Source organism: Ruegeria sp. ABV3_008, assembly GCF_056161185.1.
Window position 1 is genome coordinate 15,677 of sequence record NZ_JBSWYP010000016.1, and the last position, 23,518, is coordinate 39,194.

General features: G+C 57.8%; 23 protein-coding genes. 14 read left to right on the top strand and 9 right to left on the bottom strand.

Annotation, left to right across the window (positions count from 1 at the left end; translation table 11 throughout):
* Window positions 1-40: 40 nt before the first annotated feature.
* Together iolB and ACXAH8_RS20810 are read left to right on the top strand one after the other, a co-directional pair.
* The gene (iolB, locus tag ACXAH8_RS20805) at window positions 41-847 is read left to right on the top strand and encodes a 5-deoxy-glucuronate isomerase (RefSeq protein ID WP_475220466.1); all 807 of its coding nucleotides are present in this window, start codon (window positions 41-43) and stop codon (window positions 845-847) included.
* The gene (locus tag ACXAH8_RS20810) at window positions 844-1,602 is read left to right on the top strand and encodes an SDR family oxidoreductase (protein WP_170468708.1); all 759 of its coding nucleotides are present in this window, start codon (window positions 844-846) and stop codon (window positions 1,600-1,602) included. Before iolB ends, ACXAH8_RS20810 begins: the two co-directional genes overlap by 4 nt.
* A gap of 260 nt (window positions 1,603-1,862) precedes the next feature.
* Here the strand turns inward: ACXAH8_RS20810 and ACXAH8_RS20815 are convergent, their stop codons facing one another.
* From ACXAH8_RS20815 to iolC, 4 genes are all read right to left on the bottom strand, one after another.
* Window positions 1,863-2,327: a GNAT family N-acetyltransferase gene (locus tag ACXAH8_RS20815; protein WP_475220467.1), complete on the bottom strand. Its 465-nt coding sequence runs from the start codon at window positions 2,325-2,327 to the stop codon at window positions 1,863-1,865.
* Between the two features lie 224 nt (window positions 2,328-2,551).
* Complete coding sequence (locus ACXAH8_RS20820) at window positions 2,552-3,391, bottom strand: class II fructose-bisphosphate aldolase (RefSeq protein WP_475220468.1); 840 nt, start codon at window positions 3,389-3,391, stop codon at window positions 2,552-2,554.
* Complete coding sequence (locus ACXAH8_RS20825; RefSeq protein WP_475220469.1) at window positions 3,388-4,224, bottom strand: 5-deoxy-glucuronate isomerase; 837 nt, start codon at window positions 4,222-4,224, stop codon at window positions 3,388-3,390. Before ACXAH8_RS20825 ends, ACXAH8_RS20820 begins: the two co-directional genes overlap by 4 nt.
* Window positions 4,225-4,233: 9 nt before the next feature.
* Window positions 4,234-5,214, bottom strand: a complete 981-nt coding sequence (gene iolC / locus ACXAH8_RS20830) for a 5-dehydro-2-deoxygluconokinase (protein WP_475220470.1) — start codon at window positions 5,212-5,214, stop codon at window positions 4,234-4,236.
* Between the two features lie 113 nt (window positions 5,215-5,327).
* Here iolC and ACXAH8_RS20835 point away from each other — a divergent pair, with 113 nt between their 5' ends.
* Complete coding sequence (locus tag ACXAH8_RS20835; protein ID WP_475220471.1) at window positions 5,328-6,431, top strand: Gfo/Idh/MocA family protein; 1,104 nt, start codon at window positions 5,328-5,330, stop codon at window positions 6,429-6,431.
* 38 nt (window positions 6,432-6,469) lie between these two features.
* Entirely contained in the window at window positions 6,470-7,603 is a 1,134-nt protein-coding gene (locus tag ACXAH8_RS20840) for a Gfo/Idh/MocA family protein (protein ID WP_475220472.1), read from the top strand.
* Here the strand turns inward: ACXAH8_RS20840 and ACXAH8_RS20845 are convergent, their stop codons facing one another.
* The 3 genes from ACXAH8_RS20845 to ACXAH8_RS20855 form a co-directional block, all read right to left on the bottom strand.
* Window positions 7,604-8,602: a LacI family DNA-binding transcriptional regulator gene (locus ACXAH8_RS20845; protein ID WP_475220473.1), complete on the bottom strand. Its 999-nt coding sequence runs from the start codon at window positions 8,600-8,602 to the stop codon at window positions 7,604-7,606.
* Between the two features lie 715 nt (window positions 8,603-9,317).
* Window positions 9,318-10,415, bottom strand: coding sequence for a Gfo/Idh/MocA family protein (locus ACXAH8_RS20850; protein ID WP_475220474.1), 1,098 nt, complete (start codon window positions 10,413-10,415; stop codon window positions 9,318-9,320).
* 12 nt (window positions 10,416-10,427) lie between these two features.
* Window positions 10,428-11,138 (bottom strand): GntR family transcriptional regulator, encoded by a 711-nt coding sequence (locus ACXAH8_RS20855; RefSeq protein ID WP_475220475.1) that lies wholly within the window; start codon window positions 11,136-11,138, stop codon window positions 10,428-10,430.
* Between the two features lie 105 nt (window positions 11,139-11,243).
* On the opposite strand from ACXAH8_RS20855, the gene ACXAH8_RS20860 reads away from it, so the two are divergent.
* Genes ACXAH8_RS20860 through ACXAH8_RS20885 form a run of 6 tightly spaced genes read left to right on the top strand, consistent with a single transcriptional unit; the run spans window position 11,244 to window position 16,820 of the window.
* Entirely contained in the window at window positions 11,244-12,398 is a 1,155-nt protein-coding gene (locus ACXAH8_RS20860) for an LLM class flavin-dependent oxidoreductase (protein ID WP_475220476.1), read from the top strand.
* On the top strand, window positions 12,398-13,288 hold the full coding sequence (locus ACXAH8_RS20865) for an aldo/keto reductase (protein WP_475220477.1): 891 nt from the start codon (window positions 12,398-12,400) through the stop codon (window positions 13,286-13,288). Before ACXAH8_RS20860 ends, ACXAH8_RS20865 begins: the two co-directional genes overlap by 1 nt.
* Entirely contained in the window at window positions 13,288-13,803 is a 516-nt protein-coding gene (locus tag ACXAH8_RS20870; protein ID WP_419740565.1) for a flavin reductase family protein, read from the top strand. The genes ACXAH8_RS20865 and ACXAH8_RS20870 overlap by 1 nt, the downstream gene beginning before the upstream one ends.
* Window positions 13,804-13,856: 53 nt before the next feature.
* Window positions 13,857-14,444 (top strand): TRAP transporter small permease subunit, encoded by a 588-nt coding sequence (locus ACXAH8_RS20875; RefSeq protein ID WP_170666898.1) that lies wholly within the window; start codon window positions 13,857-13,859, stop codon window positions 14,442-14,444.
* Complete coding sequence (locus ACXAH8_RS20880; RefSeq protein ID WP_170526402.1) at window positions 14,445-15,734, top strand: TRAP transporter large permease; 1,290 nt, start codon at window positions 14,445-14,447, stop codon at window positions 15,732-15,734.
* A 24-nt stretch (window positions 15,735-15,758) separates the two neighbouring features.
* Window positions 15,759-16,820, top strand: coding sequence for a TRAP transporter substrate-binding protein (locus tag ACXAH8_RS20885; RefSeq protein WP_170378744.1), 1,062 nt, complete (start codon window positions 15,759-15,761; stop codon window positions 16,818-16,820).
* A 30-nt stretch (window positions 16,821-16,850) separates the two neighbouring features.
* Here the strand turns inward: ACXAH8_RS20885 and ACXAH8_RS20890 are convergent, their stop codons facing one another.
* A complete protein-coding gene (locus ACXAH8_RS20890; RefSeq protein ID WP_170478075.1) occupies window positions 16,851-17,321 on the bottom strand; it encodes a tetratricopeptide repeat protein in 471 nt (156 codons plus the stop codon).
* Between the two features lie 45 nt (window positions 17,322-17,366).
* On the opposite strand from ACXAH8_RS20890, the gene ACXAH8_RS20895 reads away from it, so the two are divergent.
* Window positions 17,367-18,608: a cytochrome-c peroxidase gene (locus ACXAH8_RS20895; protein WP_475220478.1), complete on the top strand. Its 1,242-nt coding sequence runs from the start codon at window positions 17,367-17,369 to the stop codon at window positions 18,606-18,608.
* A gap of 340 nt (window positions 18,609-18,948) precedes the next feature.
* Here ACXAH8_RS20895 and ACXAH8_RS20900 read toward each other — a convergent pair whose 3' ends face one another.
* Complete coding sequence (locus ACXAH8_RS20900) at window positions 18,949-19,962, bottom strand: AraC family transcriptional regulator (RefSeq protein ID WP_475220479.1); 1,014 nt, start codon at window positions 19,960-19,962, stop codon at window positions 18,949-18,951.
* Between the two features lie 117 nt (window positions 19,963-20,079).
* Here ACXAH8_RS20900 and ACXAH8_RS20905 point away from each other — a divergent pair, with 117 nt between their 5' ends.
* Genes ACXAH8_RS20905 through ACXAH8_RS20915 form a run of 3 tightly spaced genes read left to right on the top strand, consistent with a single transcriptional unit; the run spans window position 20,080 to window position 23,458 of the window.
* Complete coding sequence (locus ACXAH8_RS20905; protein ID WP_475220480.1) at window positions 20,080-21,492, top strand: amidohydrolase family protein; 1,413 nt, start codon at window positions 20,080-20,082, stop codon at window positions 21,490-21,492.
* A gap of 26 nt (window positions 21,493-21,518) precedes the next feature.
* On the top strand, window positions 21,519-22,283 hold the full coding sequence (locus ACXAH8_RS20910; RefSeq protein ID WP_475220481.1) for a DUF3299 domain-containing protein: 765 nt from the start codon (window positions 21,519-21,521) through the stop codon (window positions 22,281-22,283).
* Window positions 22,280-23,458 (top strand): carbohydrate porin, encoded by a 1,179-nt coding sequence (locus ACXAH8_RS20915; protein WP_475220482.1) that lies wholly within the window; start codon window positions 22,280-22,282, stop codon window positions 23,456-23,458. The genes ACXAH8_RS20910 and ACXAH8_RS20915 overlap by 4 nt, the downstream gene beginning before the upstream one ends.
* The last annotated feature ends 60 nt before the right edge of the window (window positions 23,459-23,518 follow it).

Consider the following 23,518-nt stretch of genomic DNA (forward strand, 5'->3'; position numbering starts at 1 on the left):
ACCGGGCGGTCGCATAGACCGCCCAATACCGGAGACCAACATGGCAGATTTGCTCAAGAAACCATTCGGCACCCGTGGCAAGGTCCACGACATCACTCCGGCCAGCGCCGGGTGGCGTTATGTCGGGTTCGGCCTCTACCACCTGCGCGCGGGCGACAAGGCGGCCGAGGTCACTGGAGATCGTGAGGTCATTCTGGTCATGGTCGAAGGCAAGGCGAAGATCACCGGCGCCGGGCAGGACTGGGGCGTTCTGGGCGACCGGATGAATGTGTTCGAGAAATCACCGCCTCATTGCCTCTACCTGCCCAACGGCACCGAATGGGAGGCCGTGGCCGAAACTGATTGCGTCATCGCCGTCTGTTCGGCCCCCGGCAAAGGCGGGCATCAGGCCCGTCGGATTGGGCCGGATGGCATTACTCTGACCCAGCGCGGCAAGGGCGTGAATACACGCCATATCAACAATATCGCGATGGAGAATGAAGACTACGCCGATAGCCTGCTGGTGACCGAGGTCTTCACCCCAAACGGCCATTGGTCCTCATACCCCAGTCACCGCCATGATGAGGATGACTTCCCGCGTATCACCTACCTTGAGGAAACCTACTACCACCGTCTCAAACCGGCGAACGGGTTCGGAATTCAGCGCGTCTATACCGATGACGGCCAGCTGGATGAAACGATGGCGGTCTCAGATGGCGATGTTGTGACTGTTCCGCGCGGCCATCACCCTTGCGGAGCACCCTACGGGTTTGAGATGTATTATCTGAACGTCATGGCCGGACCATTGCGGAAATGGCGCTTTGTTGCGGCCCCCGAGGTCGAGTGGATCATGGAGCGTGACGGATGACCCCAGAATTTGCCACCTTTCCCAGCCTGAACGGCAAGACGGTTTTCATAACGGGCGGGGCTGGCGGTATCGGCGCGGAAACTGTGCGCGCCTTTGCGGCACAAGGGGCCAAGGTGGGGTTTCTGGACCTCAACGCGGATGCAGGCCATGAGTTGCTTGCGGAGCTGGAAGGCGAGCATGCCTTTGCCCAATGCGATCTGCGCGATATCGATGCGCTGCGCGATGCGCTGGAGCAACTGACCGAGGAACTGGGCCCCGCTCATGTTCTGGTCAACAATGCGGCACAAGATGACCGACATGACTGGCGCGAGGTTACCTCGGACTATTGGGATGAACGCATGGCGACCAATATCCGCCATATGTTCTTTGCCATTCAGGCGGTTGCCCCCGCAATGATCGAACGGGGCGCAGGCTCCATCGTCAATCTGGGGTCGAATTCCTGGTGGGAGGCCGGCGCAGGATTCCCTGCCTATGCCACCGCCAAATCTGCAGTGCATGGCCTGACCCGGACCATGGCGCGCGAGCTGGGGGATCACCGGATCCGCGTGAACACTGTTGTCCCCGGCTGGATCATGACCCAGCGCCAGAAAGACCTGTGGGTCACGCCCGAGGCGCTGGCAAAACAAGTTGACCGCCAATGTCTGCCGGACCCGATCGACCCGGTCTATGTAGCGCGGATGGTGGTGTTTCTGGCCTCGGACGACGCCGCCATGTGCAGCGCCGGGAATTTCATGGTCGAGGGTGGCTCGATCTAGACTTAGTTTGATCGTCCGGCATGGGCCAAGCAATTGTTTTCCAGTCGCTGGAAATATCAATGAAGCGCCGGCTTGACCTTTTTTTGGCCGATAGTTCGGCATCTGAGCGCAGCTTCGCAGAAGGCTGCCATTCAAAACGAATCCATCGGATGACGAGAGGCGGATAAAACTGCCAATCAAGAACTCCGTTTGAACGGCCGCTTCTTGTTTCCAGCGCAGCTAGGGCCATTGCGGCAACCATCAGGGCAAGCACGCTCTAGTCAGTCACTGGCCACGTGTTTTCGCATCGAGACTGTGTTGCCACTTCGACTAACCTCAGCCCACCCCAAGTGCTGGTAAAGTCGAACATTCTCGGGCATGTCGACGTGGGTATTCAGACGCATTTCACTGAATCTTAGCCGTTTTGCTTCGCGCTCTGAAAGTTCGATCAGTTTACGTCCCAGACCCTTACCGACATGGTCGGGATGAACCGCAAGGTTCGCAAGTTTTATGAAACCATCACCGGCGACAAGAACGAGACCAGCTATGATCTCGTTGCTTTGCACGACGACCCAAACCTGATTGTCGGCAATGTCTTGCGCGCATCCGTCGGAAACAGCAGGCAGATCGGAGAAGCGCTCGGCGTATTTTTCATATGCCGCGTCGATACAGGTCGCCAATGCATTGGCGTCCGCCGCCTGCGCGGGGCGTATGATCGGATTTTGAGTCGCCAGAATTGTTGCCATCGGTCGGGTTTGCTCGAAGTGCTTACGTTCATAGCGCAGAACCAAGAACCATTGAAGCAGACATTGGTGCGCAGCGCAGCATCGATCTCTCTGGGCTCTTTTTTCCTCTTTCGCCGCTCGCTGACCGAAGGACCGCTTTTCCCCAGATACACGAACGTTGCCTGAGAAAGACAATCTATCTAGTCGCAGGGTTAAACTACATAGCCATTTACATCCCGATCTCGCTATCTCTGAGGCGGCGCGCCAAAGGCGCGGATCACGGTGCGGGCGGCGGCCTCGACCGGGTCTTGGGTCTCTTTAAGTATGGTCACGCGGTCGAACCGTTCGGGGTCGCTGTTCACAGCGTCGCGTAGGGCGTTACCAAAGGCCATACGCAGCTCGGTCCCGATGTTGAACTTGCAGATCGAGGTGCCTTGGGCCAAGCGCGTGCGCTGCTCGACCGGCACGCCCGAGCCTCCGTGGATAACCAGCGGAACCTCGGTCAGCGCGTCGATCCGGGCGATGCGGTCTTCGTCCAGACCGCCTTCCTTGTTCCGCTGCAGGTGGACATTCCCAACCGAGATCGCCATCGCATCCACGCCTGTTTCACGAGCGAATTGGGCGGCTTCCTCAGGGTTGGTCCCGTTCGAGCCTTCACCGCCGGAATAGCCGACGAACCCGATCTCACCTTCACAGGAAATCCCGGCCGCGTGGGCCATTTCGGCGATGGCGGCGGTTTCGTCGATATTCTGCTGCAGCGGTTTGCGCGACCCGTCGAACATCAGCGACGTAAAACCGCTGTCCAACGCGGTCTTGCAGTCCTCATACGTGTAACCATGGTCCAGATGCGCCACCACGGGGACCGAGGCTCCCTCGGCCAGATGGCGGAACATTTTACCAAGGATGGGCAGGGGCGTGTGCTCGCGGCAGCTCGGGCCGGCTTGCAAGATGACCGGCGCGTTTTCGGCCTCGGCGGCGGCCACATAGGCGCGCATGTCCTCCCAGCCGAGAGTAACCAGGCCACCGACAGCATAGCCCTGTTCATAGGCCGGTTGCAGGACGTCTTTTAGGGTGGCGAGGGTCATTTGAACTTCGCGATCATGTCTTTGATGCCCGGAATCGTCTCGACCTGATAGGCATGGGTAGGTTGGAAATACTGCACCAATGAGCGCTGCGTCAGCCCGCCGAGGATGGTGAAATAATACATCTCATATCCCGGCAACACGCAGCAGGGGTGGTAGCCTTTGTCGATACAAACGGTCGAACCATCGACGATATGATAGGCATCCCCCGGTTCGTTGTCTTCGCGTTGCAACATCTGCAGGCCCGAGCCCCAGTTGGGTTTGAAGCGGAAGTTATAGGTCTCGTCGTGGCGCGTCTCATCCGGCAGGCGGTTGGTGTCGTGTTTGTGGCTCGGGAAGCCCGACCAGCCACCCTGACCAACGGTGAACAGCTCACTCACCAAAAGGCGGCCGACCTTGTCCTGTTGTTTTTGCCCCAGGATATGTTTGATCTTGCGATGCGTTTTGGTGTCGTCGCTGCCGTATTGCACAAGGTCATGTTCGCGCACATCGAACGGGTCCAGAACCTTGTCATACTTGGCCCCGGCGATGAACACCTCGGCCCCTTCTGACAAGCAGACCAGCTGCGTTTTGGCGCCAACCGGGACATAGACGCCCTCTGGCTCACCATCCCAAACGTCCTCGCCACGGTTGCCCAGTTTGGCGAATTGCACGCCTTCGACGTCCACATCCACCGAGCCGGTGGCGGGGACGATGCAGGTCTCATAGCCCGGTACCTGGTATTCGAACGCCTCGCCGCGCTTGAGCTTGACGATGTTGAAATAGTTCAGCGGGACCAGCGGGTCGTCAACGTCAACGATGGCTTTGTTCTGGTTGTCATGGGGCGCGATATGCATGGGGGCCTCCTATGTGGTCGGGCCGGGGTGGTCGGCCAGAAACGCATCCAGCTCGGGCGTTGTAGGCATGGCGGGGGCGCATCCGGGTTTTGATACCACGATGGAGGCACAGGCCGAGCCGCGCATGACCGCTTCTTCTAGCGAATAGCCAGCGGCGACAGAGGCCAGCAAACCAGCCATAAAGCTGTCCCCTGCTCCGTTGGGTTTGACTGCGTTAACGGGGTAGATGCCCGTGTGAATCTCCTGATCGTCCATCATCGTGACGGCACCTTTTTCACCCATCTTGTATATGACGATGCGGCCCGGCTTTTCGGCCAATTCTTTGGCCTTTGCGAACCCTTTTTCGATACCGCCGGCCATGAAGCCGAATTCCTCGTCATTGCCGACAATCAGGTCGCTGGCCTCTCCGGCCCGGGACAGGACATCGGCCGCCACTTCGGGCGATGGCCAGCTATAAGGGCGATAGTCGATATCGAAAATTATTGGCAACCCTGCGGCGCGGGCATTGTCGAAAGCCCGAAACGTGGCGCTGCGTGACGGTTCCGCTGCAAAGACAGTTCCGGCGGATATCACGGCTGAGAATGCCGCATAGTCGATCCGGTCCATGTCCTCTTCGGTGACTTGGAAATCGACCGCCCCATTGCGGTAGATTACGTTCTGAAAATTCTCGATCCGGCTTTCATAGATCGCCAGGGATATGCGGAACTCACCGCCCACAACGCGGATGTAAGAGGTGTCGACACCGTAGTGCTGCAGGCGGTTCAGACAGAATCGACCAACTGCATCGTCCGAGACCGACGTAACCAATGATGCCTGACTGCCGAGCTTGACCAGACCCGCGCAAATATTGGCAGAGGACCCGCCGAGATCGGCATGGAACGTGTCGGCATCCTCGCTTTTGACGCCGATTGGATCGGCAAACATATCCATTCCGGCACGACCGAAAACCGCAAACCGATTTCCTTTGATGCCCTCGACCAAAGCGCTCACGTGATGTTCCTCCGGCGTAACGTCGTCGGCAAAGTTTGGACCTTGCGTTGAATCGATTCACACGATACTGATTTTGCAACCGGTTGCAAATAGTATGTTCGGAGCCGTGACAGATGCCTGAAATCGGAATTGGAATCGTTGGTGGCGGCTATATGGGCAAGGCGCATTCTGTTGCCATGTCTGCCGTGGGCGCTGTGTTCAACACTGCTCTGCGTCCGCAGCTCGAGGTAATTTGCGCCTCGTCCCCTGAAAGTGCCGAACGATACCGTGCGGCCTATGGGTTCCAGTGCGCGACCGACGATTGGCGCGCTCTGGTTGAGGATCCGAAGGTCGAAGCGATTGTCATCGCGTCGCCTCAGGAAACGCACCGCCAGATCGCCGAGGCGGCCTTTGCCATTGGCAAGCCGGTCCTCTGCGAAAAACCCTTGGGCGCATCACTCGAGGACAGTCAGGCGATGACGCGCGCGGCCGAGGATGCCGGCGTGGTCAACATGGTGGGTTTCAACTATATCCGCACGCCTGCCAGCCAATACGCACGCAAACTGATTGCAGACGGCGAGATCGGCGACATCACCTGGTTTCGCGGTGAACATACCGAGGATTTCTATGCTGACCCCGACGCCCCCGCCACGTGGCGCACGACCGGCATGGCCAACGGCACGATCGGAGATCTGGCCCCGCATATGGTGAACGGCGCGCTTGCGCTGATCGGCCCCATTTCGCAGGTCATGGCTGATGTCGAAACCGTTCACCGCATGCGCCCGGGCGGAGAGGTCACGAATGACGATCACGCCCAGATGATGTGCCGCTTTGAAAACGGTGTGATGGGCAACCTCTATTTCAGCCGCGTCGCGACGGGCCGCAAGATGGGTTATGCCTATGAAATCTCGGGCACCACGGGCGCTATCCGGTTCGATCAGGAAGATCAGAACGCCCTCTGGCTTTATCGCCGCGAAGGGCCGGAAGGGCAGCGTGGCTTCACCAAGATCCTGGCCGGCCCCGCTCATCCGGATTATGAGCCCTTCTGCCAGGGCCCCGGTCACGGTACCGGCTATCAGGACCAGATCATCATCGAGGCCAAGGATTTCCTACAAGCCATTCACACTGGCAATCCGATCTGGCCGACCTTCCGCGACGGGCATGAGGTCAACCGGGTGCTGGCGGCTGCGCTGGCTTCGTCAGACCAACGGCAGTGGAAAGATATCAGCGATTTTTGATCGCTCTAGCTCGGTAAAATTGAAGAGAGACGAAGACCATGGCAAAGCTGAAATGGGGCATGATTGGTGGCGGTGAAGGAAGCCAGATCGGACCTGCCCATCGGTTGGGCGCGCAGGCGGACGGGATGTTCGAGTTCGCGGCCGGCGCTCTGGATCATCGGCCCGAGGTAGGCCGTGAATTTGCTCAGCGGTTGGGCATCAGCGCCGACCGCGCCTACGGCAGCTGGCAGGACATGCTAGCGGGCGAAAAGGACCGCCCCGACCGGATTGATCTGGTCACAATTGCCACGCCAAACTCCACGCACTTCGAAATCGCCAAAGCGTTTCTCGAGGCTGGTTTCAACGTCCTTTGCGAAAAGCCCATGACCATGACGGTCGAAGAAGGCGAAGAGATCGTGCGCGTGGCCGAGGCCTCAGGCAAGATCTGCGCGGTGAACTATTGCTACTCGGCCTATCCGATGATCCGGCAGGCCCGCGCGATGGTGCGGGCAGGGGATATCGGCAAGGTGCGGCTGGTAGTGACCAATTTCAGCCATGGCCATCATGGCGACGCGACGGATGCCGATAACCCTCGGGTCCGCTGGCGCTATGATCCGGGGATGGCGGGTGTCTCGGGACAGTTTGCGGATTGCGGTATCCATGCGCTGCATATGGCCAGTTTCGTCTGTGATGATCAGGTGAAATCCCTATCCGCGGACATGGCCTCGACCATTTCCAGCCGCGAGTTGGAGGATGACGCGATGATCAATTTCCGCACTGAAGGCGGCACAGTTGGGCGCCTGTGGACGTCGTCCGTTGCGATTGGGCGGCAACACGGGTTCGATATTCAGGTGTTTGGTGAAACCGGGGGTCTGCGCTGGGCGTCCGAGCAGCCCAACCAGCTGATCTACACGCCAGTCGGAGGGCGCACCCAGATCATCGAAAAGGGCGAAGGTGGTCTGCATGACGAAGTGCAACGACTTTCGCGCGTGGCCATCGCCCACCCCGAGGGCTTCCCGCTGGCCGTGGCCAATATCTATTGCGATCTGGCCGATGCGATCCGGGGTGAGGCCCGCGACGGTCTGCCCGGCGCCTCAGACGGTGTGCGTTCGATCGCCGCCGTTCATGCCGCCGTCGCGTCAGGCAAAGAGGACGGCGCGTGGAAAGACGCGCGTCCGCCCATGTTCCGGTAGTTAGGTACGGGGGCGCAGCGTGCCCCTCTCGATCACCCGGCAAGGGAAAATACGGGCCTCAGGATATCTCTGAGGCTCTTTCAGCATCTCCTCGACCAGATCCACCGAGGCGTTGATAATCTGTTTGATCGGCTGGTGAATGGTGGTCAGGTCAACACTCTCCCAACGGGACATTTCCATATCGTTCAAGCCGATAATGCCGATGTCGCGTCCCGGCGTCAGCCCATGATCCTTGAGGGCCGATAGCGCGCCAATCGACAGGATGTCATCGCCGCAGAAATACCCCTCGGCAGGGGTGTCGCCCAACAGCCGCAGCATCTCGGCCCTGCCAGCATCGAATGAGTAGTTCTGCGCGAAGGAATAGGATACCTCGAGGTTCGCATATTGCGCGGTTTCCTCGATGAACCCGCGATAACGGTCCATGGCCGACGTCGCATCCTTCGGCCCCCCCAGATACCCGACGCGTGTGTACCCACGGGCCACCAGTTCTCGCGCAGCCATACGCCCGCATTCCACGTTGTCGATCCCGACCACATGCACCTCGGGCGAGGTGGCGGATCGGCCAAAGGTATGCACCACCGGAACCCCGGCATCGTGGAACGCCTTGGCAAAGCTCGGCGGCAAGGTCGATGAGGCGACGATGGCCGCATCGACCGAGTATTGCCGCAACATCCGGACTGAATTGGCGGGCTCGGTTTCGTCGGTCAGGTTCACGATCAAAGGACGCAACCCTCGTTCTTGCAGAGCGCGTGTAAACTGATCGAAAACCTCAAGAAAGATCGGGTTGTGGAAGTTGTTCGAGATCAGCCCGATCAGCTTGGTCCGCCCCGTAGTCAGCGACGAGGCCAGCGCATTGGGGCTATAGCCCAGCTCTTTCGCGGCTTTTTCTACCTTGCTGCGGGTTTTGGCCGAGACCGAAGCCCCTTCGGTAAAGGTGCGCGAAACGGCTGATCGCGACACACCCGCCAGCGCGGCGACATCTTTGAGAGTGACGCTCATGGCAGGTGCCTTGCAGGCAAATGGGCGGGGATGGAGTTGGGCAGTGTCATGGTGACAGTATTATGCACCAAGACCGCATTGCTGCAACCGGTTGCAACAATGCCACAGGGATATCGGGCGAGGAGGCGCATCTTTCTAAAGAGGCATCTTGGGTGATGAGAGACACGAAACCCAACGAACCCATGCGATCGAATGGATTATGTAGAGGCCTTTAGCTGTGTAACCGACTACAAAATAGTTCTAGTGACCAAAGATCAGGCTATGCTTCCATCCCTTCCGCATTCTTGATCAGAGCGCGACATTCAATCTTGACCTTGAGGCTCGGTACGTGGGTGTAACCGAAAGGGCCATCGGATGATTGAGCAGGTCCGTCGGCGTTATTGCAAGTTGCGCGACATCGCCATCAAGCTGGGTCATTGGGCTGATTGGTGCCTGAACGCCAACACGGAAGAAAGGTGTTTCGGTTTGCCCGGGGTAAGCGGGCTTTAGCTATATCCGCAAGAGCATCTAACTCGATCACGAAAGACGGCCGTTCGCAGCAGGGAAGGCAAGACAAAAAGTCTAGCGGGGCATCCAAGAAATACTGCGCAAACGTAGGCTTGCACAGTCGCTAGAAATAGCCCTTTGCCAAATCGATTGGCGATGTCTGACATACATTCGAGCGATATGGGACCTTTTTAGGGGCTGAAACCCGCGCCCTTGTTTTTGAACCTATTCAATCGACCATGTAAACTGTTTCGCCTGTGACTATTGCCTGTTGCGCCGCTTGTCCCATTCTGACCGCCCAGAGGCCGTCGTTCAAACTCACGTCCGGTTGAGCTTTTTCGCCACGAAGCACGGCCAAGAAATCTTTGTGCTGATAGTAGGTCGACCCATTGTGATCCCCAGCCGCCAATAGGTTCGGGTCCACTGGAACGTCCATTGATACAGGGCCTTTGGGATTGCGCGGACTCACGATTACGCGCGGAGGCGGGGGGGCGCCCAAGTGATCCTGCCAAAAGCGCGCCGGTCCTGGGACCAGAGCCTCGATTTTAGCTTCTGGTCCGACGGCTGATATTTCTTCCTGATAACGAGAGCCTTCCGCAAACATGCACAGTTCCAACATCGCGCGCGCACCCGAGGCAAAATCGACAAGAACATAGCCGTGATCCAGAATATCTGGGGTTTGACCATCGTAGCTCTCGTCCAAATGGTTCACTGCCTGTCCACCACTTGCGGTTATACGCACCGGGTCGGATTGCAATATCAGACGCATGAGGTCGAAGAAGTGGCAGCATTTTTCGACAAAAGTGCCTCCAGTATTGCGGTTGAAACGGTTCCAGTGGCCGACCTTGTCCAAAAATGGAAAACGATGCTCGCGGATCGATAGCATTTTTATACCACCTGTCACCTGAGCCTTCTCGATCAGAGCTGCAACAGGAGGCATGTACCGGTATTCCATCGCAACCCAAATCGGGCAGGGGTAGTCGCGCTGCAACTGCTCGAGGCGAGCCCCGTCTTGCGGGTCGGTGAATAGTGGCTTTTCTACCAAAAGCGGAAGCGGACGTGTTTCAGCGATTTCGCAAATCTGGTCCACATGAAGATGGTTTGGGCTAACAATGACGACGCAGTCCAGTTCTTCAACCGCCAGAAGCTCTTGAACGGAACCCACCATGGCCGCATTTGGCGCAATTGCCTTGGCGGCATTTGCCATCTCTGAATCGGGCTCAAAGATCGCTGCTACATTGGTGCCTTCCAGCAATCTGATATTGTGCAGGTGCTCTTGCCCCATCATGCCGCATCCAATTAGCCCGTAATTGATGGTCCGGGTCATGTGCGATTCCTTTTACTTCAAACGTTGTACGTAGTTGGCCCGATCTGGGTCGAACCATGTTTTTGAGAATTCAACGGGTTCGGCATTTTCCGACCAGCTGAACCGCTCGATGTAGCCTACCGATTGGCCTGCTGGTTTGGTGAAGTCGGGAGGTGTCCAGTCCGGTAGCGGCCGGACCGAGACTCTGTCTTCGGCCCTTGCGATCCAAAAGCCCAATTGGCGCTGATAATAGCGATAGAGTGAGTCGGACAGTAGGCTCTGTTCGATCAGGCCCGCTGATTCGTCTAGCCAAATTTCCTCGACTGCGATGATTGTATCATTCAGGTAGCGCATGCGCCGGACGCGCGAACCGGCATCAGAAGCCCCGAATTTCGGCAGATTGGCCGGCTTCTTCAGATGGTCAACTGACAGGATATCCGCACGCGGCAGGCCACCCCCTTCGGGTAGTTCCAGCCTGAACATTGCATAGACGCTATTTTGTGTGCCGGTCTCGCGGATGTAGTTGCCTGAGCCCTGGATACGCACCAACATCCCCTTTTTTTCTAGCTCAGAGAGCGATTTTCGGAGCGTTCCAACCGAGACATTCAACTCCGCCGCCATCTCACGCTCGGGCGGCAAACGCTCACCATCAATAAGACGCCCGGCAGCGATGTCGCGGATCAGAAGTTCCGCGATCTGAATATATACCGGCAGGGCATTGGGGTTTCGGTTGGAGGCAGGCACGGCAGACGCTTCACTCGGTCGCAGGAGAAATTGATACACTATTGATCTACATCAAAGCGATTGCTACGCAAGAGGAAAGTCAAAGATGTACGGAGCGTGAATCAAATGAGCATCGTCCCCATCACATCCCCCGATCTGGATGCGGCCGAAGTTTCGTGGTTTGCCGCGCTGTGTTCCGATGATTACCAGTTCCTTGGCGTACCCGATGGCGACCTGCGGTCGAGTTGGGAGCATTGTTCCGGCATCGTGAAAGAGGCCGAAGCGCAGGGCTTCCGCAACATCCTATGCCCGTCCTCCTATCAGGTCGGTCAGGACACGCTGAGCTTTGTCGCGGGCTGCGCCCCAATCACCGACCGGATCAACCTGCTGGCCGCTGTACGCTGTGGCGAGATGCAACCGATCATGCTGGCCCGCACCATTGCGACGCTGGATCACATGCTGAACGGGCGGTTGACGGTCAACATCATCTCCTCCGACTTTCCCGGTGAGAAAGCCGACAGCGCGTTCCGCTATCAGCGCTCGCGCGAAGTGGTAGAGATTCTGAAGCAAGCCTGGACGCAGGACGAGATCAATCATGCAGGCGAGGTCTATAACTTCTCAGGTCTGACCACTGACCCGGCCAAGCCATACCAGGTTGGAGGGCCGCTGCTCTATTTCGGTGGTTATTCCCCCTCTGCGCTGGACTTGTGCGGCGAGCATTGCGACGTCTACCTGATGTGGCCAGAAACCAAGGACCAACTTGCCGAGCGGATGAAGGCCGTTCATGCGGTCGCCGAGAACTACAACCGCACGCTGGACTACGGTTTGCGTGTGCACATGATCGTGCGCGATACCGAGGCCGAGGCGCAGGAATATGCGGATTTCATCGTCTCGAAGCTGGATGACGAATATGGTCGTGCAATCCGCGAACGGGCGCTGGACTCGACCTCTCTCGGCGTGGCGCATCAGGCCAAGAACCGTGATCTGGCCGATGAATATGGTTATGTCGAACCCGGTCTCTGGACCGGCGTTGGCCGTGCGCGTTCGGGCTGTGGCGCAGCGTTGGTCGGGTCGACCGATCAGGTTATGAGCAAGATTGAAGAATACCAAAAGATGGGCATCCGCGCCTTCATCTTTTCGGGCTATCCGCACATTGACGAAGCCAAACATTTCGGCGCCCGCGTGCTGTCTAACCTGAAAACCTGTTCGCTGCCTGAAGCTTATGGGCGCGTGCCTGCAACTACCCCGGCAACCCCGCTGGGCAACGGAGTTCGTCGCTGATGCAACGTGTTAAACTTTCTGACTCGCTGGAAATGAGCCGCCTTGTCTATGGCATGTGGCGCTTGGGCGACGATGCAGACACATCGGCGGCGCATGTCGAAGCCAAGATTCAGGCCTGTCTGGATCAGGGTATCACCACCTTCGATCAGGCCGATATCTATGGTGACTACGGGGCCGAGGCGGTTCTAGGCAATGCCCTGCGCGCCAATCCCGGTCTGCGCCAGCGGATGGAGATCGTTACTAAATGCGACATCGTCGCGCCGGCTGGCCGTTATGCGGACGCCAAGGTGAAATACTATGACACCTCGCGCGCGCATATCGTGAAATCGGTGGACACGTCCTTGTCCGAATTGGCGATTGACCATATCGATCTGCTTCTGATCCACCGTCCAGATCCCATGATGGACCACCATGAGACAGGAGCCGCGCTAGACGAGGTCGTCGCCAGCGGCAAGGTCGGCGCGGTTGGCGTGTCGAACTTCCGGCCTTGGGATTGGTCCCTTCTGCAATCGGCGATGAAAACCCAACTGGTCACCAACCAGATCGAGGTGTCTCTGGGTGAGATCAGCCCCTTCACCAATGGCGATCTGGCATTTCATCAGCAACACGGCCACCCTCTGATGGCGTGGTCTCCGCTGGGTGGCGGTTTGTTGATGGCCGGAAACCCACCGGTTGGCGTTGTAGCGGACGAAATCGCCGCCGAGTTCGGCGTGGATCGCGCCGCGGTTGCCGTGGCCTTCTTGTTGGCGCATCCAGCCAACATCCTACCAGTTCTGGGCACCAACAATCTGGATCGGATCAAACGCGCGTCGGACGCTGTGAAAGTCAAACTGGATCGTGAAAGCTGGTACCGCCTTTATGAGGCGGCGCTGGGGCATGAGGTACCATGATGAATGCAATCTCAAAGGACATGACCCACACCTTCGTTCCGCATAAGGACGACACTCGGACCCTGCGCGACGCCTTCGGGCGCTTTGCGACCGGCGTCACCATCGTCACATGCGACAGCGCCGATGGCCCGGTCTGCATTACGGCCAACAGCTTTTCGTCGCTGTCATTGGACCCGCCCTTGATCATGTGGGCGGGCGACCGCAACTCGCGCCGCTTCCCGTATTTCCACAAAGCCCGCCATTTCAGCGTGCATGTGCTGTCCTCGGAACAGGCTGAGCTGTGTTTTGGCTGTTCCAAAGACGCCTTTGCGCTGCGCGACATCGAGCATGAGCGTTGTGAGAACGGGACGCCGCTGTTGGCGGACTGCCTGGCGCGGTTCGAATGTGAACAACACGCGTATCACGATGCGGGCGATCACGTTATTGTGGTTGGAAAGGTTCTTAAGGCCAGCATGGCGGATGGAGACGCGCTGACCTTTTACGCCGGGAAACTCGGCCAATTCGCGCAGCACTAAGCGCGATTTGACGACCGCGGGACATACCCGCGGCTGAACAAGGGAGGATCCGCATGAGCGGACTGGCATCGGTGCTCGCACCGATCGCATTCGTTAACGAAACCGTGCTGCGTCTGGGCCGCGCGGTTGGTGTCGTTGCGATTGCACTTATGGTGATTGCGATCCTAATCCAAGTATTCTTCCGGTATGTACTGGGCAATGCTCTGCCATGGCCGGATGAGGCTGCGCGGTTTTGCATGCTCTGGATGACAGGCCTTATGGCCCCCACCGCCTTTCGCCGCGGCGGCTTTGTGGCCATCGACATGCTGGAACGCTTTTTGCCGCGCGTAGTCGGCCAATCGCTCAACCTGTTCCTACTGCTGATTTCTCTCGCCGTCTTGCTAGTCGCGGTCAATATCGGCTGGTCCGAGGTCACTGGCTTTGGCGGCAAATTCGCCACCGCCGCGCTTTACCTTCCTACCTCGCTCGGGTTCGACGAATGGTACCGCATCCCGCGCAGTTGGATGATGGCCTCGTTGCTGGTTGGGATCATTCTGCTGATTTCGGTGAATATCGAGCTGATCCTGCGATCCTTCATCACTCTGCTGGGCGGGGGTCACCTGTTGCCCGAAATTCCTGACGCGGCAGTGGGGGCCGAATAAATGCTGATCTGGTTCCTGCCCACCTTCCTGGTTTTCCTGCTGATTGGCCTGCCGGTCTTTTTCGCCCTTTTGGCCGCGCCCGGTATCCTGCTGTGGTTGAACGGACAGACTAACGACATCACGCTGCTCTATCGAAATGTCTATAACGGCATGGACAGCTTCCCGCTGATGGCGATCCCCTTCTTCATGCTGGCCGGAGAGCTGATGAACCGCGGTGGGATCACCATCCGCCTGGTCGAGTTCAGCCAGGCTCTGATGGGCCACCTGCGCGGCGGTCTTGCGCATGTGAACGTCCTCAGCTCGATCCTTTTCGCGGGCCTCTCGGGGTCCGCCGTGGCGGATACCTCGGCGCTTGGGTCGATGCTGATCCCGGCGATGGAGAAACAGGGCTACACCCGCAAATTCGCCGCCGCGATCACGGCGGCCAGTTCGGTGATCGGACCGATTATCCCACCTTCGGGCATCATGATCATCTACGCCTATGTCATGGGCGAAAGCGTCGCCGCGCTGTTCCTTGCGGGCATCGTGCCGGGCGTGATGGTCGGCGTTGGCCTGATGCTGATGATCAAACTCATGGCAGACCGTTATGACTTCCCGGTGGCCAGCCGAAAATACACATGGCCCGAACGGCGTCAGGCCAGCCTGAAAGCCTTCTTCCCGCTCATGACACCCGTGATCATTCTGGGCGGTATTCTGGGCGGTATCTTCACACCAACCGAGGCTGCCGCCGTCGCCGTGGGCTACGCCTTCATCATCGGCTTCTTCGTCCTGCGCACGCTGACATGGAAAGAAGTGCCCGAGGTGCTCAGCAACGCAGGCATGACTTCCGCCGTCGTCCTTCTGCTGGTCGGCGCGGCGATGGCGTTCAAGACGGTTGTCAGCCTCAGCCATGCGCCGGAACAACTGGCCTCGCTGATCCTCAGCCTGTCGGAAAACCCGCTGATCCTGCTGTTCCTGATCAACCTGCTACTGTTCATCGTCGGCATGTTTCTGGATGCAGGCCCCGCGATCATTATCCTTGGTCCGATCCTTGGCCCGATCTTCACCAGCCTCGGCGTCGACCCGATCCACTTCGCCATCATCATGAGCGTCAACCTGACCGTCGGCCTCGCCACACCGCCAATGGGCTTGGTCCTGTTCGTGGCCGCCGCCGTATCGCGCGAGCGGGTCGAAACCATCGCCAAGGCGATCCTGCCGTTCCTGGCCGTTGAAATCATAGTGATCTTCCTGATCACCTATATCCCCGCACTATCCATGACGATCCCGAGGATAACGGGGTTTGCCAACTAACTGAGTTCCATAGGGAGGAAACGCATGCTCAGAGATTTCATCAAAACCGCAGCGGTGGCCACATCGCTCGTGGCCGCGTCCGCTATGGCCGCCACAGCCGCCGACTACACGCTGCGCGCCACTGCCAACTCGAACGAAAATGACGAAGACTATGATGGTCTGATTGTCTTCAAGAACTATGTCGAGGCCGCCTCGAACGGCGCGATTGAGGTCGAGCTGTTCATCGGCACCCAACTTTGTTCGAACGGCGCGGAATGCCTGCAAGGCGTGGCCGATGGCACGATCGACATCTATATCTCCACCTCGGGCGGGGCCTCGGGCATCTTTCCTTACGTGCAGGTTCTGGACCTGCCTTACCTGATGGCTGATGACCGCATTGCCGAGCATGTTCTGTCGGGTGATTTCACCCGCACCATGCGCAACATGGCGCTGGAGGACTCGGGCGGCGCAATCCGCTTGATGACCATTGGCAACACCGGCGGCTGGCGCAACTTCGCCAACACCCAGCGTCGCATCGCCGAGCCTGCCGATATGGAAGGTCTGAAAATCCGCACTGTGGTCGCCGACCTGCCGCAGGAGCTGGTCAAAGCCCTGGGCGCGTCGCCGACTCCGATCCCGTGGCCGGAACTGTTCACAAGCTTTCAGACCGGCGTGGTCGAAGGCTCCAAGAACGGCATCACCGACATCATGGGCATGAAATTCCCCGACGCGGGTCTGCAATATGTCACGCTGGACGGCCACGCCTATATGGGCGCACTGTGGTGGATGAACAACGCCAAGTTCCAGGAGATGCCTGAGGATATGCGCCGCGTCGTGGTCGACGGTTTCTATGCGCTGCAACAGGCCACCTTTGCCTCGCCCAAGCGCAAGTCGATTCAGGCCTATGAGGATTTTGTCGCCGGTGGCGGAGACCTCTACGTGCTGACGCCAGATCAGAAGGCTGCGTTCAAAGAGGCCGCAACCCCGGTGTATGATTGGTTCCAGTCCAACGTTGCCCGTGGGGACGAAATCTTTGGCGCGCTGACCGAAGCGGTTGCTGCCGCTGAGGCCGATGTAAACGCCTCGCGCGATGCGGACTTGAACTAAGTACAATGGCCGGGCTTTGTGGCCCGGCCCTCACCGAAACGGGTACATCCACCCTTTGTAGTCGTTGACCAGCACATGCGCTCTTTCGATCTGCTCCGGCGACATTTTCTTGACCACTTCCTCAAGGCTGATCGCCGCATCGGGGTCGCCGCCAATCGCGCTCAGCGTGTACCACATATAGGCACGCACCAGATCGGGCGCGGGCATACCCAGACCCAATTCATAGTACCAGCCAACGCCCGACTGAGCCCCCGGATGCCCCTTCATCGAGGCGCGCAAATACCATTCAAAGGCGCGCTCGTAATCCTGCTCGACCCCGAGACCCAGCCCATACATCACGCCGATCAGCTCCTCAGCCTCGGCGTTGCCCGAGCGAGCGGCTGGAAGAAGCTCCTCACGCGCGGCTTCGAACTGTCCGGCTTCCATCATGTCGCGCGCTTGCTCCAGTTCCGCCAGAGCCGGAGACGCAAATATGCAAAGGGCGAAAACAAGCTGACGCATGGGTTGGTTGCTCTCTTCTGGGTTGGGGCCGCTACGGCACAGGAGATGCCGCGACCGCTAACCGATGATGACTTTATCCCATTTGATATGGAACAGGCCGCCGTTGGTCATCAACTGTTTTACGACCCGATCCTGTCGGGCAACCAGAACATCAGCTGCGCCCATTGCCACCACCCGGATTTCGGCACCTCTGACGGGTTGTCACTGGGCATAGGAGAAGGCGGGCAGGGGTTGGGACTGGACCGCACACCCGGCACCGGAGCAGACAGAATACGCAAACGCATCCCTCGCAACTCTCCGGGCCTGTGGAATCTTGGGGCGAGGGAGATTCACACAGTCTTTCACGACGGCAGGCTGAGTATTTCAGACGTCTACGGCAACGGCTTCAATTCCCCAGCGCAGGAGTGGCTGCCCGAGGGCCTGAATTCCCTGCTGGCGGCGCAGGCTCTGTTTCCCCTGACCTCACAATTCGAGATGGCGGGCAATGTGGCCGAGAATGAAGTCACTGGCGCGGTGCATGATCGGATCGACAAAGGCTGGCCTATTCTGGCGAAACGCGTCCGCACCGATCCACGCTATGGCCCGGCCATCGTCGCTGCCTTTGATGAGGTCGAGTCGACCGAAGACATCACGATTACGCAAGTCGCCAACGCTCTGGCCGCTTTCATGGCGATCGAGTGGCGGAGCACCGACAGCCCGTTTGATCACTACCGCGCGGGTGACACGAATGCCCTCTCGCCGGCCCAATTGGATGGGATGAAGCTTTTCTACGGCAAAGCCCGCTGCTCCAGCTGCCACGCCGGACCGCTGATGTCAGATCAGAAGTTCTATGCCTTGGGTTTGCCGCCCTTTGGACCGGGCCGCACCCGGCAGTGGGATCCCTTCGTCCGAGATGTCGGCCGCATGGGTGAAAGCAACCGTCTAGAGGATGCCTATAGGTTCCGCACCCCTATGTTGCGCAACGTTGCCCTGACCGCGCCCTACGGTCACAATGGAGCTTTCCCCGATCTTGAAAGCATCATTCGCCATCACTTGAACCCACAGGCAAGCCTAGACAGTTGGAGGCCTGAAATGGCTGCTTTGCCCGAGGTGCCATGGTTGCAAAAAACCGATTTCATAGTGTGGGAGGACGACTATGAAATGGAGCGTCAACGCAATAAAAGCGACATTGTTCCAATCCAACTCACGGAGGTGGAAATTCAAAACCTGATTGCTTTTCTGCATTCATTGACAGGTACCAGCGTAGATTCATTGAAGTTCGGAGTGCCGAAAGGATTTATTCCTTAGCCATCCCTCACATCGGCAAGGCTATGTCGGAGAAGTCGTACCCTGCCGTCCTTGTTGGATTTCTCATTTGGGAAGATCTTGGGATGAAATGATTTGCAGAGAAGAAGACTCTGTCGAGCGTCGCGATACAAAAAAACATGTATCCAAAACGGTATCAAACCAATTTGATCTGACAAGATAGGTCTAGATATCTGACGCACTGTTCTTGTGAGTGGCGTGTTTCCAGTATGGGGCAATTTCCCCACTGCGATCCTTGAATAGGGCTCCAAGAATCCGTCGCAAATTCTTGTCGACCCGCACTTTATGTGAGGGTGCAAGCGGTCCCAAAGTTGCAACGAAATTACGCACCAAGGCGGAATTTGGTCGGTGTCATTCCGGTTTGACCTCGGAAAAAGCGAGTGAAATGGGACTTGTCGGAGTAGCCAAGGAATAGACCGATCTCCGCAATTGTCATCTTGTCATCTCTGAGGTGCTCTTTGGCGACATCGACACGCAGCCGTTTGATTTCGCGGGGGAGTGTTGTGCCTTGTTGTTGAAGCGCTTTCAGAAACCGTTCCGGCTGTATTCCCAGTAGTCCGGCCACAACCTCTGGTCCCAGATCGGTTTCGTCCAGTTTGTCGCGTAAGACGGATCGCAAAGCGGCCACCACCGTTACTTCTTCGTTTTGTCCAGCTGAGGCTATGTGTTTAGCAGAACCCTCAGAGGCATGATGCAGAAACAACCATTCCACAGGAAAACTGATTTGCATTCCGGGATCAGGTCCCAAGCCAACCTCGATCCCTTTGTAGTTGACCGGTAGACCCGTAATATACCGGCTTTCCCACCGCACACGCGAGGAATCCCAGGACTCTCCGACCACAGTCTCCAGAAGCCGTACATAGATTGCGGCTCCAAAACCGGTCACTTGAATGGGTGGGACAGCGGGTTCCTGTTGCCTCTCGATGCGATAAGTTGCTTTGTCCGCTTCGATGACAAGGCTGTGCCGCACGGAATTTGATTCCTGCGGGACAAGCCCAACAAAGCGGGTAAAGAACTCGAACAGCGAGTTTGTTGATTGCAGGGCCTGAGCGAACGGAGGCCATTCCTGCAGGTCAAAAGTCTCTCCTACATTCAGGCCAAGGTATCGGTCGCCTGACACATCTGAGAAGGCGTTTAGCAGCCCGTAGACCAGCTCTGAGTGGACATAGACAGAAGGGTCAGACAACAGTTCGGACTTCAAGCCGACCTGATCCAAAGCGGGTTGCGGATCGATCTCGCGGTCAGTGAGATACTGCAGAAACGGAGCTGCCAACGCGAGGCGAATGAACCCTTCGCTATGCTCTTGAGAGGTAGAGTTGAACGGCAATTTCGTCACCCTTTCAGGATCAAATGCTGTGATCAGTGGCCATTTTTGCAGTCACATTCGAACATCCTAGTGCGAAACTGGCAACCGAGGCAAAATTTTCCGGGCTACAGTTGGCAAAACACGAATATGAAGGGAGTACTTATGTCCGGTCTGCGAATGTCTCTTTGCTCGGCGGCAATTGTCGCCGCAGGTCTCTCTGTTTCAGCGCCCGCACAAGCTCAGGATCAGGAAGAACCCCAAACGCTGTTTACCAACGTGCATGTCTTCGACGGTGTGAATGAACAGCGTATCGAAAATGCCAGCGTTTTGGTCGAGGGCAACCTGATCAAGGCCGTCTCAACCGATGCGATTGATGCCCCCAATGCCACGGTCATTGACGGAGAGGGGCGGACACTGACCCCCGGGTTTATCGAACTGCACGCACACCTGATGCTGATGGGGCCGTCGCTTCCGGCGATGGAGGCCAACACCACGTGGGAAGACTTCGGCATTCACGGCGCCCGTATGGCCGAGATGTATTTGATGCAAGGCTTCACCACAGTCCGGGATGCCGGGGGGGCAAACGGAGGGCTGCGCAGGGCAATCGAAGCAGGACAGATAGTCGGGCCTCGCTTCTATCCGTCGGGGGCCTTTATCGGAACGCGCGGTGGCCATTCGGACTTCGCCAATTTCACATCTCCTCCGGGCGCGGAATCCAACATGAGCCGCCTGAACATTTCGCAGGAAGTGAGCGGTGTGGACGACGTCTACCTTTTCGCGCGAAACAACTTCCGGATGGGGGCAACCCAGCTGAAGTTCCTGCAATCCGGCGGCGTGGTGTCGGCCTTCGACCCCTGGCAACTCCTGGCGGGCTCGAAGGAAGAGATTGAAGCCGCGGTGCAGGTTGCCAATGAGTATGGCAGCTACGTCATGGCTCATTCCTACCGGAAGGAGGCGATCCTGAATGCGCTGGATGCCGGTGTGATGTCGATCGAGCACGGCTTTGCCTTCGACTGCGAGATTGCCGAGGTCATGAACGAAAAGGGTGCCTTCATCACGACAAACCTGACCGCATTCGACCCTGGCCTTCTGGAGATTCCGTCTATCGCCAACGTGCCGGCGAGCCTCGCGAAGGCAAAATCCGCCTCGGCAACCTTTGCTGGCTATCTCGACAACATGCGCGAATGCCCGGTCAAGCGTGGGTTCCAGACCGATTGCGTCGGGTCCGTTGAGGCGTGCAACATCCAGATCGCCTATGAGAAACACCTCAACAACGAATTCTTTGGGCCATACACGTCGTTAGTGACGCTGACATCCACGGGCGGGGAAGTGGTGGCGCTGTCCGGCGACTTCACGAACCCGTTCACGGAAGGACAGCTCGGCGTTATTGAGGAAGGCGCCTATGCCGACATCCTGTTGATCGACGGTAACCCGCTCGAAGATTTCTCGGTGGTTGGTACGGGTGATCAATGGTTCGGTGCCGACCCGAGGCCTGAAAGCCCCGAGACGATCCGATTGATCATGAAGGACGGCGTTATCTACAAAAACACACTGAATTGACCCGCCCAGATTGCCGGAGAGTATTTATGCACCATTGGTTTCGCTCTGTCGTATTCGCAGGATTGGTTTGGTGTGGCCATCCTGCGCTGGCGACGCCTGAAACGGCATTGGATTGGTCAGACCTACCGGACCCATCTGCGCAGGTTTTTGAAGACCCCTATCGTGATCTCAGCCCTGAACAATTCGATGATGTTCTTTACGTCGTTCGATTGCGCGGCAGGCTGCAGCAGGATGGTGGCAGCGAAGAAGAACGGCAAAAGTGGCACGTGCTTTTGACCGAGACTGAGGATGCCTTGGCTGCTGATGGAATTGATGTCGACTGGCTGCTCGATCAGCGCGAAGTTGTGATGGAACGTCGGAGAAAGGCGGGGACAAACGGAAATCCACAATTCGACGGACAAACAATCACACTGGCAGGCTTTGCCATTCCTGCTCCGAATGATCCGGACGGTCGGGCTGTGGCTTATTTGGTGCCGGAACGCGGGATGTGCAGTCACATGCCTCCACCTCCGCCCAACCAGATGATCCGTGTGCGATTGAACGGGGACTGGGCGCCCAGCTATTTCCATGAACCCGTTCGGCTGACGGGCATGCTGACCATCGATCCGTCTGTTCAGAACATGATGGTTGTGGATGGCCAGATGCCGATGAACGCGACTTTCCAGTTGGAAACGGAAAGCGTCGAAACTCTGGAAACCAAGGCAGACAGGCTGGAATGGAAGCAGCGTGCCGCTGATCGCATCCGTGCGGCGGGCAATCGCAAGACCGGTGGTGCAAGGGCGTCTGAATGATAAGACTTCTGGCTGCTACACTAAGTATTGCTGTCGCTGGCGCCGCCTCGGCGCAAGGACTGTCCGGGCCCTCTTCGGTCGAAGCTGATCTTACCCCCGGAGATGGGCTCACCGACCCACAATATCGTTCAGATTTTCCACGCAACATCGCACCGGGTTGGTTTGAGTGGAAAGACCGGCTGGCTGAGGGTGGGTTTCGGTTCAATATTGACTACCTGGCGCTGGGCCAAACCACGAATGCTGATCTGGGAACTGGCGAAGCGGCCAGCGGAATTGCGCGTTTCTACGGGAGTTGGCAGGCGACTGAACGGGGTTCCCTGACATTCAAGATCGAAGACCGGCATAGCTATACCGATGTGGCCCCGCAGTTTCTTGGGCTGGATGGCGGAGCGCTTTCGATCACCGGGACAGCCTTCAACGATAGCGGTTTGCTGTTGACCAATCTATTCTGGACCCAAAGGGCCGAAAACGGTTCGTGGACGCTGCAATTCGGGCAGATTGATGTAACGGACTTTTTGGACGTTTATGGTTTGGTAAGCCCCTACAGTGGTTTCCAAAACCTGTCTTTTAGTACCAACCCGACACTAAACGCGCCCAACCCGGGCCTTGGTATTGCGGGTGGGATCAAGCTGCGTGAAAACTTCTACGCCGTCGCGAGCGTTGCAGACGCAAACGCCGATCCGTCTGATCCAAACTTTGATGTGTTCAGCGACGGCAATCTTTTCAAGTCACTCGAACTTGGGTACACGTCCGGCTTTGATCGCATCTATTTCGACAATGTCCATTTGACACTCTGGCATGCGGATGCGGCCGAAGATGGCAGCCGGGCGGAAGACTACGGTGCTGCGTTTTCTGCCGCTTGGTTTGTTGACAATAAGTGGATGCCGTTCTTTCGGGCAGGGGCCTCAAAAGGGACCGCCGCGCTGTATGACCGGTCGGTTTCTGCCGGTCTGGGTTACTATGGTCGCAATACCGATCTGGCCGGTCTGGGCCTGAACTGGGCCGAGGCACGAGGCATAGATGGCGACCAGTTTACGCTCGAAGCGTTCTACCGGTTTTCAATCTCACCCGGACTGCAGATCACACCGTCCCTCCAGTACATTTCGAACCCGCTGCTGAACCCCACTCAGGATAGCATTACGCTGATCGGTCTGCGAACCCGGATCGTTTTCTAGTGTGGGTCGAAAGCAGACGTCAAAAGCGTTGAAATATGCAATTCTGCTGATCAAAGGGAG